Source organism: Mycetohabitans rhizoxinica HKI 454 (assembly GCF_000198775.1).
GTDB lineage: Bacteria > Pseudomonadota > Gammaproteobacteria > Burkholderiales > Burkholderiaceae > Mycetohabitans > Mycetohabitans rhizoxinica.
On record NC_014722.1, the window covers coordinates 219,559 to 234,249 of the forward strand.

At 63.1% G+C, this 14,691-nt stretch carries 14 protein-coding genes and 1 pseudogene; 8 read left to right on the plus strand and 7 right to left on the minus strand.

Annotation, left to right across the window (positions count from 1 at the left end):
• Positions 1-7: 7 nt before the first annotated feature.
• Together RBRH_RS00940 and RBRH_RS00945 are read right to left on the minus strand one after the other, a co-directional pair.
• Complete coding sequence (locus tag RBRH_RS00940; RefSeq protein WP_013434004.1) at positions 8-778, minus strand: ferredoxin--NADP reductase; 771 nt, start codon at positions 776-778, stop codon at positions 8-10.
• Between the two features lie 191 nt (positions 779-969).
• Positions 970-1,497, minus strand: coding sequence for a phospholipase D family nuclease (locus RBRH_RS00945; RefSeq protein WP_041753982.1), 528 nt, complete (start codon positions 1,495-1,497; stop codon positions 970-972).
• Positions 1,498-1,734: 237 nt separating this feature from the next.
• Between RBRH_RS00945 and RBRH_RS00950 the strand changes: the two genes are divergently transcribed.
• Complete coding sequence (locus RBRH_RS00950) at positions 1,735-2,736, plus strand: AAC(3) family N-acetyltransferase (RefSeq protein WP_232509315.1); 1,002 nt, start codon at positions 1,735-1,737, stop codon at positions 2,734-2,736.
• 70 nt (positions 2,737-2,806) lie between these two features.
• On the opposite strand, the gene RBRH_RS00955 is transcribed toward RBRH_RS00950, so the two are convergent.
• Positions 2,807-3,628: an endonuclease/exonuclease/phosphatase family protein gene (locus RBRH_RS00955; RefSeq protein WP_041753984.1), complete on the minus strand. Its 822-nt coding sequence runs from the start codon at positions 3,626-3,628 to the stop codon at positions 2,807-2,809.
• Between the two features lie 34 nt (positions 3,629-3,662).
• On the minus strand, positions 3,663-4,166 hold the full coding sequence (locus tag RBRH_RS00960) for a hypothetical protein (protein ID WP_041752964.1): 504 nt from the start codon (positions 4,164-4,166) through the stop codon (positions 3,663-3,665).
• Positions 4,167-4,384: 218 nt separating this feature from the next.
• Here RBRH_RS00960 and RBRH_RS00965 point away from each other — a divergent pair.
• Positions 4,385-5,363, plus strand: a pseudogene (locus tag RBRH_RS00965) (AAA family ATPase).
• 29 nt (positions 5,364-5,392) lie between these two features.
• Here RBRH_RS00965 and RBRH_RS00970 read toward each other — a convergent pair.
• A complete protein-coding gene (locus RBRH_RS00970; RefSeq protein WP_041752965.1) occupies positions 5,393-5,587 on the minus strand; it encodes a DUF2905 domain-containing protein in 195 nt (64 codons plus the stop codon).
• Positions 5,588-5,607: 20 nt separating this feature from the next.
• A complete protein-coding gene (locus tag RBRH_RS00975) occupies positions 5,608-6,798 on the minus strand; it encodes a class I SAM-dependent methyltransferase (RefSeq protein WP_013434011.1) in 1,191 nt (396 codons plus the stop codon).
• Positions 6,799-6,811: 13 nt separating this feature from the next.
• Here RBRH_RS00975 and RBRH_RS00980 point away from each other — a divergent pair, with 13 nt between their 5' ends.
• The 6 genes from RBRH_RS00980 to RBRH_RS16125 all read left to right on the plus strand — a co-directional run bounded on the left by RBRH_RS00980 (position 6,812) and on the right by RBRH_RS16125 (position 13,584).
• Positions 6,812-7,645, plus strand: coding sequence for an SDR family oxidoreductase (locus tag RBRH_RS00980; RefSeq protein ID WP_013434012.1), 834 nt, complete (start codon positions 6,812-6,814; stop codon positions 7,643-7,645).
• A 76-nt stretch (positions 7,646-7,721) separates the two neighbouring features.
• Complete coding sequence (locus RBRH_RS00985; protein ID WP_041752966.1) at positions 7,722-8,117, plus strand: dihydroneopterin aldolase; 396 nt, start codon at positions 7,722-7,724, stop codon at positions 8,115-8,117.
• A 1-nt stretch (position 8,118) separates the two neighbouring features.
• Positions 8,119-9,042: a tRNA 2-thiocytidine(32) synthetase TtcA gene (ttcA, locus tag RBRH_RS00990; protein ID WP_013434014.1), complete on the plus strand. Its 924-nt coding sequence runs from the start codon at positions 8,119-8,121 to the stop codon at positions 9,040-9,042.
• A gap of 97 nt (positions 9,043-9,139) precedes the next feature.
• A complete protein-coding gene (glmU, locus tag RBRH_RS00995; protein ID WP_041753986.1) occupies positions 9,140-10,501 on the plus strand; it encodes a bifunctional UDP-N-acetylglucosamine diphosphorylase/glucosamine-1-phosphate N-acetyltransferase GlmU in 1,362 nt (453 codons plus the stop codon).
• Positions 10,502-10,561: 60 nt separating this feature from the next.
• Positions 10,562-12,379 (plus strand): glutamine--fructose-6-phosphate transaminase (isomerizing), encoded by a 1,818-nt coding sequence (gene glmS, locus RBRH_RS01000; RefSeq protein WP_013434016.1) that lies wholly within the window; start codon positions 10,562-10,564, stop codon positions 12,377-12,379.
• Positions 12,380-13,035: 656 nt separating this feature from the next.
• Positions 13,036-13,584, plus strand: a complete 549-nt coding sequence (locus RBRH_RS16125) for a GNAT family N-acetyltransferase (protein ID WP_049786327.1) — start codon at positions 13,036-13,038, stop codon at positions 13,582-13,584.
• A gap of 57 nt (positions 13,585-13,641) precedes the next feature.
• Here RBRH_RS16125 and adhP read toward each other — a convergent pair whose 3' ends face one another.
• Positions 13,642-14,667 carry an alcohol dehydrogenase AdhP gene (adhP, locus tag RBRH_RS01010; protein ID WP_041752967.1) on the minus strand — a complete coding sequence of 342 codons (1,026 nt, stop codon included), beginning with the start codon at positions 14,665-14,667 and terminating at the stop codon, positions 13,642-13,644.
• Positions 14,668-14,691 lie beyond the last annotated feature (24 nt).

Below are 14,691 nucleotides of genomic sequence, written 5' to 3' on the forward strand. Positions count from 1 at the left end.
CGGTGTGTCAGCCGACAAAGGCTTTCTCGACCACATAGTGGCCCGGAGCCGAATTGCTGCCTTCGGTGAAGCCCATGCCATCGAGCAGTTGCCGTGTGTCGCGCAGCATGTGCGGGCTGCCACACAGCATGATGCGGTCGTTGTTGACCGAGAACGCCGGTACGCCGAGCCGCTCGAACAATTCGCCCGTTTCAATCAGCGCCGTGATGCGGCCGCGATTCTGGAACGGCTCGCGCGTCACGGTCGGGAAATACATCAGTTTGTCGCGGATCAGCTCACCAATGTGCTCATGCTGCGGCAAGTGCTCGGTGATGTACTCCTTATACGCAAGTTCGTCGACGAAACGGCAGGTATGCGTGAGCACGATCTTCTCGTAGCGATCGTAGACGTCCGGATCCTTGATAACCGACATGAACGGAGCCAGGCCGGTGCCGGTGGATAGCAGCCACAGCGTCTTGCCAGGCAACAAGTTGTCGACTACCAGCGTGCCGGTCGGCTTCTTGCCGATGTAGATTGAGTCGCCCACCTTCAGGTGCTGCAGCCGCGACGTGAGCGGGCCGTCCTGCACCTTGATACTCAAGAACTCGAGGTTTTCCTCGTAGTTCGCGCTCGCCAGGCTGTACGCGCGCAGCAGCGGTTTGCCATCCACCTCCAGACCGACCATCGTGAACTGACCATTATCGAACCGAAAGCCCGGGTCGCGCGTGCAAGTGAAGCTGAACAGCGTGTCAGTCCAGTGATGCACGCTGAGAACGGTTTGTTGAGTCAGGTTGCTCATGGTGTCTCGATCGGATCGATGGCCGTCGGGCCCGGCACGCGCGACGGTCCGGCCAAAATATTGAATAAGAGGCTATTTTACCGCGTTACGGCAAATTTATTCGATATTCGGACAAGGGCGCGCCGATAGCGGCGGTGACGCACGCCGCGCGATGGGTCCCTGTCTCCATAGCAACCACGCGGCTGCGCCGCTTAACGCCGATACGGCTTAGATTCCGCGTACAGCCGATCGAACTCGGCAGCATAGGCGCTGGTTAGGGCGGGCGCGCCACGGAACACGTTAAAGTTCTCGGCGTTCTTGCGATCACCTGCTCGCGTGAAGTTCATCGAACCGAACGCAACCAAGTCATCCACGACGATGAACTTGTGGTGCATGATTGGATACTGGGAGTCGATTCGCACGTCGATACCTGCATTAGACAGGTACGTTGCCCCGCTGTATTTTCCGGTTTCGTTAGATTTGTCCAGCACCACTCGCACTTGCACGCCACGCACCCGCGCATTGCGCAGCGCCTTGGCAATCTCGGGCGACGTGAACGCGTAGCCGGCCAGCCATACGCGGCGCTTTGCGCCGCCGATCAGCGCTGCGACCGCTTCGCCGGCCCCGCCGTTGGGCGAGAAATACGTGTCAACAGTCGCCTTGTCGAGACGCACCGGCGCTGCATCAACAAACGATGTGGCGCACACGAGCACCACGAAGGCATAAAACAACTTTTTCATGGGCGGCAATTTTAGCCGGATATCGGTCGGCATATATCGTTTTTGCGAAATAGCCTAAGTCGGCGCGATGCAGAAGTGGAGTCCCGGACGTCGATGGCGCAGTGGAACTGGCACGGCTCCGCGCGCCGGCATGAGCCAAAAACAGATCTTGCAATGGCTCGCGCGATATCTGATGCTCAGGTATCGCGACAAGATAAAATTGTCGTGCTGTTGGACGGTCAACCACAGGAGCCGAGCATGAAACGACCTTTCTTTCGCGGTTGCCGCCGCGCGTTCACGTCATCCGTCTTCAAGGGCGCACTCGCGTTGCCGTTGGGCGCGCTGATGTCTCAAGCCCGTGCGCAGTCCAGGCCGAACGCGCATGAATACCTTAGTCAGCAGCCTGTGCTCCAGGACGCACCTCGATTGACGGATGCGGTGATGACCGAACATAACCTCATCCTAAAAACCCCTGCACCGCGAACCCGATCGAGTCTCGCTCGGCAGCTCGCAGAAGGGGGCGTAACGGCAGGCAGTACGATTCTCGTGCACTCGTCCCTCAGCTCGCTTGGGTGGGTCGCAGGCGCAGCCGTGGCCGTCATTCAAGCGCTGATGGACTGCATCGGGCCTAACGGGACGCTGGTCATGCCAACACACACTGCCCATCTGACCGATCCTGCAGAATGGGAAGCGCCGCCCGTGCCCTCCAATTGGGTGGAGACCCTGCGCGAGGAAATGCCGGCGTACGATCCGGCGACAACGCCAACTCGCAATATGGGTGCCGTGGCTGAGCTGTTTCGTACTTGGCCCGGCGCCCGCCGCAGCTTGCACCCCACCTGCTCGTTTGCTGCAATCGGGCCGCGAGCCGATCAGATCACAGCCGACCATGCACTCGAGAGCCCGCTGGGTGAAAGGTCACCCTTGGCCAAGCTTTATGACGCAGACGCCTGTGTTCTCCTTCTGGGCGTAGACTTCGACGTTTGTACGCTGCTCCACCTAGCGGAGCAACGGGCGTGGCCGAACAGACCGAAAACGCGGGAAGGCTCGCCGATCCTCGAGAACGGTGTCAGGCGGTGGGCAGTCTACGAGGCTCCTGCCCTTCTCGACTCCGAACATTTCCTGCCAGTGGGCCGGGCAATGAAAGACCGCGGGGCAGTCAAGACATTCAGCGTGGGTAATGCGCGCAGCATGCTCTTTTCTGGTCGTGAGGCGGTTGACTTTGCGATCCACACTTGGAAGGGCCAACTCCCTCCTGGCTAATCGGCCACGGTGGACTCGGGCGCCGCCACCATGGACCGGCTGCTGCGTGACGTGCGCGAACAATAATCCGCTACCCGGCTGCCTCTAGGTAGTCCAGCCGCAGCCGCGCCATGTACGGCAAGTGGTCCGATAACCACGCGGTGCGGGGCGCGGGCTCGAGCCATTGCACTGGCGTGACGCCCCGCACGAACATCTTGTCCAGCGCCAGCGCGGGCGAGAATGCAGGAAACGTCTTGCCGGCCTCGCCCAGCGTCGAGGCCACCTCACGCAAACCGATCTCGGCAAATAACGGCTCTGAGTCGTTCTTCCAGTCGTTGAAATCGCCGGCGAGCACCAATGGGCCGGTTGCGGCTTCGCGGGCAATCCAATGCGCGATCCAGTGCATCTGGCGCAATCGCGACTGGCGGGTGAGCGCCAGATGGACGCATAGCAGCGTGACCGGCGTGTTGTAAAGCGTGGCGCGCGCCACCAGCAAACCCCGCTTTTCGAAGCGGTGCGCGGAAATGTCCCAGCGCCCGCCCAGGTCGAGCGGATGCGGCGACAGGATTGCATTGCCGTGTCGCCACGATGGCTTGAACACGTTTGGCCCGAGCGTCAGCTGCAAGCGCAATGCTTGCGCTATTTCGGTAGCCTGGCATTGCCATACGTCAGTGAGCGCGCCCTGCAGTGGCTCGCCGAAGCCATTACTGGCCAGCACGGGCGCAGGCATCCGGCGCGCCATGGCCTCCTGCAGGAAGTACACGTCGGCCGGCGTTGCCTGCATCCAGCGTTGCATCGATTGCCATGCTTGCAGGCCGAGCGGCGAGCGGCCCTTGTGCAAATTCCAACTGACGGCAATGAATTCCTTGTCGCCGGTGCACGGCACGCTAGGCAAGGTATCGTCGGGTCGCATCGCTCGACCATCTTCACGCGAGTTCATCACCCGCTCACTGGTCCACGATGCTCGCCTGTACGCGATAGATGAGTTGCGGGCCATGGTCCACCAGCTTCCACGATACCGTTTGCCCGGGCGGCACGACCAGGCCGGGATGGACAGCGGTGACTCGGCGCGGCTGCGGTGGCAGCGCACAACCGTCGGCGCTCTGCGCGGCACGCGGATCCTCGAAGATCTCCTGCACGTCCAGCGACAGGACTGCCTTGTCGCCGTCGACGTGGGTCGGCGACACGGTCAGCGTGCGCGATAACTTGATGTTGGTCACCAGTTGGTTCTGGCAGCCGCTCTCATGCACGACGCTGCGCTTGTGCGTCTGCGACTTCGCTTGGCCGACCGTGGTCGTTGCGCCAAAATGGTCGACGCTGCGCCCATCCTGCACGACTTCAACATCCCAGCGCACCTTCGGCGGGCCATCCTGCGCGTATGCCATGGCGGCGGCCGAGGCCAGCAGCACGCCTGTGGCAAGGGGACGAAGAGCATTCAACAGACTTGTCATAAGGGATTCCGACCTGGATCGCCACGATGGGTTCATGCTCCGCACGGCGCCCAAGTTCTGCATGCGCGAAACAGTCATGATAGCGGGGTTTGGCCACGCGCGCGGGCACGACGCGGCGTTGGCAGCAGCGCCGCGCGACTGCTAGCTTGCACAACTTATTGACGCCGATACACTGAATTGGCGCCGCGCGGGGCGGCATGGCAGCAGAGGAGGTGAATATGACTACCGCTATGGTCAGGCAGGAAATCGCGGTGGCGGCATTCAAGCCGATCGTATGACTTAACCCAGGTCGAGACGGCCTTGCATGACTTGTCCGATGGCGCCAGCGAGGCGCTGCGAAGCACCTACGAGAAAATGCTGAAAGTTGGCGCATTGCGCTTTTGCGTCAAGCCCAACCGGTTGCCGTCAATCGATGCGCTCCTTGACGAGTCCCCGAACTTTAACGAGCCGCTGGAGGACGTGCGCAAGCAGATTGCGCTGGTGGCCGAGACCGACGACAGGCTCGAACTGATGCCCATGCTCCTGCTGGGCGAACCCGGCATCGGCAAGACGCACTTTGCCCGGCAACTCGCGCGCCTGGTCGGCACTGGCTATCACTATGTCGCGATGAGCTCGCTCACGGCGGGCTGGATCCTGTCCGGGGCGTCATCGCAGTGGAAAAACGCCAAGCCAGGCAAGGTCTTCGATGCGCTGGTCAACGGCGCTTATGCGAACCCGCTGGTGCTGGTCGACGAAATCGACAAGGCCGGCGGCGATGCACAGTACGATCCACTCGGCGCGCTGTATGCGCTGCTCGAGCACGACACCGCGCAGTCGTTCATCGACGAGTTTGCCGAAGTGCCCATCGATGCATCCAGTGTTCTTTGGGTGGCCACGGCCAACGACGTGCATCGCATTCCGGAGCCGATCCTAAACCGGATGAACGTCTATGAGATCCCGGCGCCGGATCGCGATGGCGCGCGCCGTATTGCCCAGTCGATCTACTCGGAGATCCGCGAATCGCACGCATGGGGCGCGCGTTTTCCGCCAGCGCTCGAAGAGGCGCCGCTGGACGTGCTGTCCACCTTGTCGCCGCGCGCGATGCGGCGCGCCATCGTACACGGCTTCGGCAATGCGCGGCTGGCGGGGCGCAATGCGGTGAGCGCACACGACGTGGTACTCGATCGCCACGCACACAGACGCTCGATCGGTTTCTGACGCTGCCCGGGCCGCGCGCCGCGCGGCGGCTAGAGCAGCCGCACGAGCAGCGAGCCCAGCAGCGTCAACAGCAGCGTTGACATGAATGGCAACGGCAGGCGGCGGTCGCGCCAGCTGAGCGTGAAGTCCCCGGGCAAGCGACCGATGCCCAGGCGGGCGAGCCAGGGCCAACTCGCGCTGAGGATCGCGGTTGCAATGAAGGTGGTGAGCAGCCAGCGGAACATGGATAGGCCAGCCTCAGGGGTCACAGCATGTGCGAACGGTCGCCGCGCTCAAACGCGTCCAGTGCGCCATCAAAGCCACGGCAAAACGCAATTACTTTGAACAGCTCGCCCATCTCCGCCTCGGACAGCAGCTTCTGTACCGCATTGGCCGCAGGCAGGAAGCGGGCTGGGTCAGCCGGATCCAGTTGCGCAAGCGAGTCCGTAATGCCCGCGTTCATCAGAAAGCGCGCTTGCGACGTGTATCCGAGCAAATGCGCGCCCGCGTCGCGGGCTGCCTGCCCGATGGCGCTGAACTGCACATGCGCGGTGATGTCCTGCAAGCCGGGGTAGAGGAACGGATCGCCGTGTGCGCGGTGCCGGTAGTGGCACATCAGCGTGCCCTCCGTGCGCTGCGGATGGTAATACTCAGCGGCCGGGAAACCATAGTCGACGAACAGCGCGGCGCCGCGGCCGAGCGCCGAGCACACGGTGTGCACAAACGCGGCTGCCGCTTCGTGTGTCTCGGTCACGTAGTCGTGCCGGCCAGGGACGCACGCCAGTGTGGCCGGCACAGCGGTGGCGGCCAGTGGCCGGTCGGCGAACACAAAGCGACTCGCATCCGCCAAAGTGACGCCGCGTTCATGCCAGCAGCCATCCTGCCGCGCGAACAGTCGCACCGGCATGGCGTCCAGCACCTCGTTGCCGACGATCACGCCATCCACGCGCTCGGGCAGCGCATCGATCCATTCGACGCAGGAGGCGAACTGCGGTGCCGTCTGCGCAATGCACTCGCGCTGACGCGCGCGCAGCTCGCCGGACAATTCCACGATCGTGTAGCGCGTGCACCCGACACCGAGCGCATGCAACGTGCGCAGCAGGCCGGCGGCGAACTTACCGGTTCCCGCCCCGAATTCGACGACATGACGCGTGCCGGTGGCGCCGAGCACGTCGGCCACCGGCTTGGCGAACGTCTGCGCAAACAGCGGCGAGAGTTCCGGTGCCGTGATGAAGTCGCTACCGTCGTCGGGGCCGCGGCCGAACTTGACCGAGCCGCCGCTGTAGTAACCCAGGCCCGGTGTATAGAGCGCGAGTTCCATGTACCGATCGAATGGCAGCCAGCCTCCGGCCGCGCAGATTTGCTTGGCGATGTGCTGCACTAACGCGCGCAAATGGGCGAGCGCGGTATCGCCAGGAACAGGTAAACTATTAGGTTGCGTCGTATTCGGCTTCATTCCGGCATTGTAAATGAGCGACCCGTCGTGCGCCGGTCAGCATCCGGCTTCCCCCTCTTGTGCGCCGCCCGCGCGCCGTGCCGCACTGGTAACCGGCGCGGCACGGCGCATCGGCCGTGCGCTGGCGCTCGGCATGGCCGCGCGAGGCTGGGACATTGCACTCCACTACCATACGTCCGAGGCCGACGCGCAGTCGCTGGTCGCCGACATCCAGGCGCTGGGCCGGCGTGCTGTCGCGTTGCGCGCCGATCTGGCCGACGAGGCGCAGGTGCGGCGCCTGGTGCCTGATAGCATCGCCGCGCTCGGGCGCATCGAATGCGTGGTGAACAACGCGTCGCTGTTTGACGAGGATACGGCAGCCACGTTCGGATACGGCAAATTGCTGAACATGACGGCGATCAATGTCGGCGCGCCGCTAACGCTTGCGCGGGCACTGCACGAATCGATGCCGGAGGCGGCGCGCGACGACGAGACGTTGCGCGGCTCGGTCATCAACGTGCTCGACCAGAAGCTGTACAACATGAATCCGGACTATCTGTCGTATACGTTGACGAAAGCCGCGCTGCAGGCGGCCACCGTGGCGCTGGCCCAGGCGCTCGCGCCGAAGCTGCGGGTCGTGGCCGTCGCGCCCGGACTTACGCTGCGCTCCGGTAGTCAGACCGATGAAAGCTTTGTCGACGCGCATCGGCGCACGCCGCTTGGACGCGCATCGACGCCGGCCGACGTGGTCGAGGCGGTGTGCTACCTGGCCGACGCGCGCGGTGTGACGGGTGCGACGCTGCTGGTCGATGGCGGCCAGCACCTCGTGCCGTCGCCGCGCGACGTGATGTTTATGACGGGTGCGTGAGCGCGATGCGTGCGTGCCTACTGCCGGGCCGAGCCGTGTCGCGCGGCCACTGCCCCCACTTTTGACTGGATCGCCCATGCTCTCCGCCCTTTCGCACCCGAGCCTCGCAGACTGTCGACGCCTGTTCCTGCGCAACTACGAGCTTTACATCAACATTGGCGTGCATGATTTCGAGAAACGCGCCGAGCAGCGCGTCATCGTCAACATCGACCTGTTCGTGCCGCTGGCCGAATCGACGCCGCGCGCCGACAAGCTGGCCGAAGTCGTGGACTACGATTTCATGCGCTCGACCATTGCCCAACGGGTCTCGCGCGGGCACGTCCATTTACAAGAAACGTTTTGCGATGACGTTGCCGCCGCGATGCTGGCGCATCCGAAAGTGCGAGCGGTGCGCGTATCGACCGAGAAGCCGGACGTCTACTCCGATTGCGAGTCGGTGGGCGTCGAAGTCATCCGTATCAAGGAAGCCTGACATGCATGCACCCGAGACCGGCGTGCGGGTCTTGACCCGTCGCGAGCAGAAACAGGCCTACGAAAACAACAAGCTGTTCAAGCGGCTGGCCCGGCAGACCGGCCAGGCCATTGCTGACTACAACATGATCGAGGCCGGCGACAAGGTGATGGTCTGCGTGTCCGGCGGCAAGGACAGCTATGCGTTGCTGGACATCCTGCTGCGGCTGCGCGAGCGAGCGCCGATCGATTTCGACATTGTCGCGGTCAATTTAGATCAGAAGCAGCCCGGGTTTCCCGCGCATGTGCTGCCCGAGTATCTCGCGGCACGCGGCGTGCCGTTTCATGTCGAGAATCAGGACACGTACAGCATCGTCAAGCGCCTCGTGCCCGAGGGTAAGACGACGTGCTCGCTGTGCTCGCGGCTGCGGCGCGGCATCCTATACCGCGTCGCGGGTGAGTTGGGTGCGACCAAGATCGCGCTTGGCCACCACCGCGACGATATTCTGCAGACCGTGCTGCTAAACATGTTTTACGGCGGCAAGCTCAAGGGCATGCCACCGAAGCTGCAGTCCGACGATGGCAAGCACATCGTGATCCGGCCGCTTGCCTATGTGAAGGAGCATGATTTGGAGAAATATGCGCAATTGCGTGAATTTCCCATCATCCCATGCAATCTGTGCGGCAGCCAGCCGAACCTGAAGCGCGCCGAGATGAAGATGTTGCTACAGGAATGGGACAAGCGCTTCCCCGGACGGGTGGACAACATGTTCAGTGCACTGGCCGACGTCGTGCCGTCGCACCTGATGGATCATCGGCTGTTTCCGTTCGCCGAGCTACGCGCGACGGGCGTGGCCGATCCGCACGGCGACATCGCGTTCGACGACGAACCCTGTGCCATGCCCGACAGCGGCACCGTGCCGATCGTGCCATTGGACGCGCTGTGAAGCCGCAACGCTGGCACGCTATGTGTGGGTTGCACGACGGAATGCAGTAAGCCCGATGCTAAAATCGGCCCTTCAAGACTCGTTGGACGTTGACGCCGTGAATATCGTCATTCTTGCAGCCGGCATGGGCAAGCGCATGCATTCCGCGCGGCCGAAGGTGCTGCATTCACTGGCTGGCCGGCCATTGCTGTCCCATGTCATCGACACGGCGCGCGCGCTGGCGCCGAGCCGGCTCGTCGTGGTGGTCGGGCATGGCGCCCAGGCCGTGCGCGAGGCTGTCGCCGCGCCCGATATCCAGTTTGCCCTGCAGGCCGAGCAACGGGGTACCGGTCACGCGGTTCAACAGGCGCTGCCGTTCATCGATCCGGCACTGCCCACGCTGGTGCTGTACGGCGACGTGCCGCTCACGCGCGCCTCGACGCTGCGGCGCCTGGCCGACGCGGCAGCCAACGGCCGCTATGGGGTGCTGACCGTCACGCTGGACGACCCGCACGGTTATGGTCGCATCGTGCGTGATGGCGCCGGACGCATCACACGGATCATCGAGCAAAAGGATGCCGCCCCGTGGCAACGGGAAATCCGCGAGGTCAACACGGGCATCGTCATCTCGCCGAGCGGGCGGCTTGATGCGTGGCTGAGCGCGTTGACCAACGACAACGCGCAGCGCGAGTTCTACTTGACCGACGTCGTCGAGCGCGCGATCGAAGACGGTGTCGAGGTCGTCGGTGTGCAGCCGGACGACGTGTGGGAGACGCTCGGCGTGAACAGCAAGCGACAATTAGCTGACTTGGAGCGCGTCTACCAGCGCAACGAGGCACTGCGACTGCTGGACGCTGGCGTCACGGTGACCGATCCGTCGCGCATTGACGTGCGCGGCACGCTGGCGTGCGGCACCGAGGTGTCGATCGACGTCAACTGCGTGTTCGAAGGACAAGTCGTGCTTGGTGATCACGTCAGCATCGGGCCGAACTGCGTGATCCGCGAGGCGACGATCGCCGCTGGCACGCGCGTGGACGCGTTCACGCATGTCGACGGCGCGCACGTGGGCGAGAACGTCGTGCTCGGCCCGTATGCGCGACTGCGTCCCGGGGCTGTGTTGTCCAGCGACGCGCATGTGGGCAACTTCGTCGAGGTCAAGAACGCGGTGCTCGGGCAGGGCGCGAAGGCCAACCATTTGAGCTATATCGGCGACGCCGACGTCGGGGCGCGTGTGAACATCGGTGCCGGGACAATCACCTGCAACTATGACGGCGCGCACAAGCATCGCACCCTGATCGGCGATGACGTATTCGTTGGCTCCGATACGCAGCTTGTCGCACCGGTCGTCGTGGGTTCGGGCTCGACCATCGCAGCTGGCACCACCGTCTGGCGCGACGTGCCCGCCGGGGCACTGGTGTTGAACGAGAAAACGCAGGTCGCGAAGCCAGGGTACGCGCGACCGACCAAGAAAAAGGCCTGAATGCACGGCGCCTGATGAGACGGCCCGACGCTCACCCTCCATTTTCCACGGACAAACATCATGTGCGGCATTGTCGGCGCGGTAGCGCAACGTAACATCGTCCCGATCCTCGTCGAGGGGTTGCGACGTCTCGAATACCGCGGCTACGACTCGTGTGGTGTGGCCGCCATCGTCGATGGCACCGCCCGGCGCGCCCGCAGCGTATCGCGCGTGACGGACCTCGACCAGCAAATCCGCGACACGCAATTGGCCGGCGAAACCGGCATCGCGCATACGCGCTGGGCGACGCATGGGGCGCCGGTCACGCACAATGCGCATCCGATCTTCTCGCACGACACGATTGCGCTGGTTCACAACGGCATCATCGAAAACTATGAAACCCTGCGTGAAGGCTTGCGCGCGAACGGTTACGAGTTCGTGACGCAGACCGACACCGAGGTCATCGCCCACCTCATCTACAGCCTGTATCGCGGTGACTTGTTCGCTGCCGTGCGCGAAGCGGTGAAGCAGTTGCATGGTGCCTACGCGATCGCCGTGTTCTCGAAAGACCAGCCGCATCGGGTATGCGGCGCGCGCGCCGGCTCGCCGCTGGTGGTCGGGCTGGGCCAACAGGAGAACTTCCTGGCCTCGGATGCGCTCGCGCTGGCGGGCAGCACCGACCGCTTCATTTTTCTCGAGGAAGGCGACGTGGTCGAATTGACGCTGGACGGCGTGCGGATCGCGGACCGCGACGGCGGCCTCGTGCAGCGGGAGATACGCACCGTCAACGCGTATGGCGGCGCGGTGGAGCTTGGGCCGTACCGGCACTTCATGCAAAAGGAGATTTTTGAGCAGCCGCGGGCGATCTCCGACACGATGGCGCAGACCGACGCATTCGATCCCGAGCTGTTCGGCGCTGGCGCCGGTGACGTGTTCCACGGGATCGACAGCCTGCTGATCCTTGCGTGCGGTACCAGTTACTACTCCGGCTTGACGGCAAAGTACTGGCTTGAATCGATCGCGAAAATCCCCACGCAAGTCGAGATCGCAAGCGAGTATCGCTATCGTGACTCCGTGCCGAACCCCCGGTCACTGGTCGTAGTGATTTCCCAGTCCGGCGAGACGGCGGACACGCTCGCCGCGCTCAAGCATGCGCAGGCGCTCGGACACGCACATACGCTGGCGATTTGCAACGTGGCGAGCAGCGCGATGGTACGGCTCACTGCGCTGCGCTTGCTGACGCACGCGGGCACCGAAATCGGCGTGGCGTCGACCAAGGCGTTCACCACGCAGCTCGTTGCCCTGTTCGTGCTCGCGGTGACGCTGGGGCGGCTGCGTGGGCATGTCGACGCGAGTCTTCAGGCGCATTACCTAAAGCAGCTGCGGCACCTGCCGGCGGCGCTCAATAGCGTGCTCGCACTCGAGCCGCAGATCATCGCGTGGGCAGAGGAATTTTCGCGCAAGGAAAACGCGCTGTTCCTCGGCAGGGGCATGCATTATCCGATTGCGCTCGAAGGCGCGTTGAAGCTGAAGGAAATCTCGTATATCCACGCCGAGGCGTATCCGGCCGGCGAACTCAAGCATGGACCACTCGCACTGGTGACCGAAGCAATGCCAGTGGTCACCGTCGCGCCGAACGATGCGCTGCTGGAAAAACTGAAGTCCAATATCCAGGAAGTGCGCGCACGGGGTGGCCAGTTGTATGTGTTTGCTGACGCGGATACGCGAATCGTCAACGATGAAGGCTTGCATGTGATCCGGATGCCCGAACATTATGGGTTGCTATCGCCGATCCTGCATGTGGTGCCATTGCAATTGCTCGCGTATCACACTGCCTGCGCGCGCGGCACCGACGTGGACAAGCCGCGAAATCTGGCTAAGTCGGTGACGGTGGAGTAAGGGAGGATGGAGGACACCAGTGCCGGCGCGGCGTGTGCCGCACGCGCCGGATCGATCGCCGCTGCGCTGCATGGCGCAGGTTGACCCATGGCTAAAAAACGGGGAATATCGCGCAACGGCCGGCCTGTCTCGCTTCTACCCGGCGACGCGTGCTGATGTGTATCGGGCTGACCGATGGCTCCTACCGGAGCCTAGCGGCATGGGCGAGCAACACCGGTGATTACCTCAAGGTCCTCCTCGAACCATTCGCCGACTCTCCGTCTTGCATTGAGCCCGGACACCCGAACATTGCCGGACTTCAAGCTGCACAAAAGTATTCATCCGCTCAAGCCACCCAGCAGGTCGTCATAGCAAGTAGCCGCGGCGCGGTGGATTGACGCAAGCCACTGCGGTATGGGCCACTGCGGTATGGGCCACTGCGGTATGGGTTGCTGCGGCGTGGATTGTTGCAACGCAGGTTGCTCGTAGCGTGGGCTTGCCGCAGTTCATTAGGTTGAAAGGTGCGCTGCTGTAGCGCGAATCAGACGGCTGTGCTCGGTTTCGCACACTGTCGGCGGTTTCGGTGGTGCAGGATATGGACCGAGAACGGCGCGCGGGCCACATCGTGCGCCATCTGGTGCGCACAGGAGACCAAAGAAAACCAAATAGGCAAGACGATGAATGCGCTAATCGAAGACTCGAGCCGGGGCCCGGCGATACTGCCGGTCGCGCTGCGTGCAGCGACTCGTGAGGAGTACGGATATTTCTTTCACCTGTACCGGAATGCCCTGAGCGGCTACTTCAGGCAGACGCTGGGTTGGGAGGATGATTTTCGCCGGGCGGCGTTTCGAGTGAGCTACCCGATTGCACGATGCCAAGCCATCGTGGTTGACGGCGTGTCGCGGGCGGCAGGGGTGTTGTCCACACAGGTGTGCGAAGACGGCGGGGTGGAGGTCGCGCTGCTGTTAGTAGATCCGGCATGCCAGCGCCGGGGGATTGGCGCGACTCTACTGCACCGTGTATGTGACGCCGCCCATCGTGAAGGCCGCGCGGTCAAGCTGCAGACTTTCAAGCTCAACGAGCGCGCCGCGCGATTCTATCTGCGTCAAGGGTTCCAAATTGTCACCGAAGATGAGTATTATTTACACTTCCGGCGTGTACCATGCGGCGCCGACCCAACGGTCGCGGCCCCGCTGTCGGCGTGCGTTGACGCGCCGTCGCGTTGAAACGCGGCTCGACGCCGGCCGTGACCACGCGGCAGTCGGCCGGCCCATTGAGCACGGTCAATCGAGCGTCAGCACGATACGCCCGTCGACCTTACCTTCGCGCAGCTTGCCAAACACCAAATTGATGTTCTCCAGTCGTTCGTGGTGGATGTGCGCGTGCACCAGCCCCTGCGCCGCGAAATCGAGCGCTTCCTGCAGGTCGCGCCGCGTACCGACGATCGAGCCGCGTACGGTGATGGCATTGAGCACCGTCGAAAAAATCGGCAGTGGAAAGTCGCCCGGCGGCAGACCATTAAGCGATACGGTGCCACCGCGTCGCACCATGCCGAGCGCCTGAGCGAACGCACTGCGTGACACCGCGGTAACCAGCACGCCGTGTACGCCGCCGATTTCTTTCTGAATGAACGCTGCTGGATCGGTGGCTGACGCGTCCACGACGAGTTTGGCGCCAAGCCGTTTTGCCAACTCCAGTTTGTCCGGCACAACATCAACCGCGACAACATGCAAACCCATCGCGTTCGCATATTGCACAGCGACATGCCCTAATCCGCCGATGCCTGATATCGCCAGCCATTGGCCTGGACGCGTGTCGGTGACCCGTATGCCTTTGTAGACGGTGACGCCGGCACACAGAATAGGCGCGATCTCATCGAAGGCGACCTGGTCCGGGAGCCGACCGACATAATTCGGGTCAGCCAATACATATTCGGCATAGCCGCCATTGACCGAATAACCGGTGTTTTGCTGCACGTGACACAGCGTTTCCCAGCCGCCCAGGCAATACTCGCAGTGTCCGCATGCGGTGTAGAGCCACGGTACGCCGACCCGGTCGCCTTCTTTGGCGATCTTGACCCCTTTTCCGACTGCGGCGACGTAGCCGACGCCCTCGTGGCCTGGGATAAATGGCAGCGTGGGCTTGACCGGCCAGTCGCCGTCGGCCGCATGCAGGTCAGTGTGGCAGACTCCGGACGCTTTGACATTGACCAGTATCTGAGCGGGACCCGGCGTCGGCACCGCGACTTCTTCAATCCGCAGCGGCTCACCAAACGCATGCACGACCGCGGCCTTCATCGATTGCTTCATGGCCACTCCTTGAAAGACGTTCCG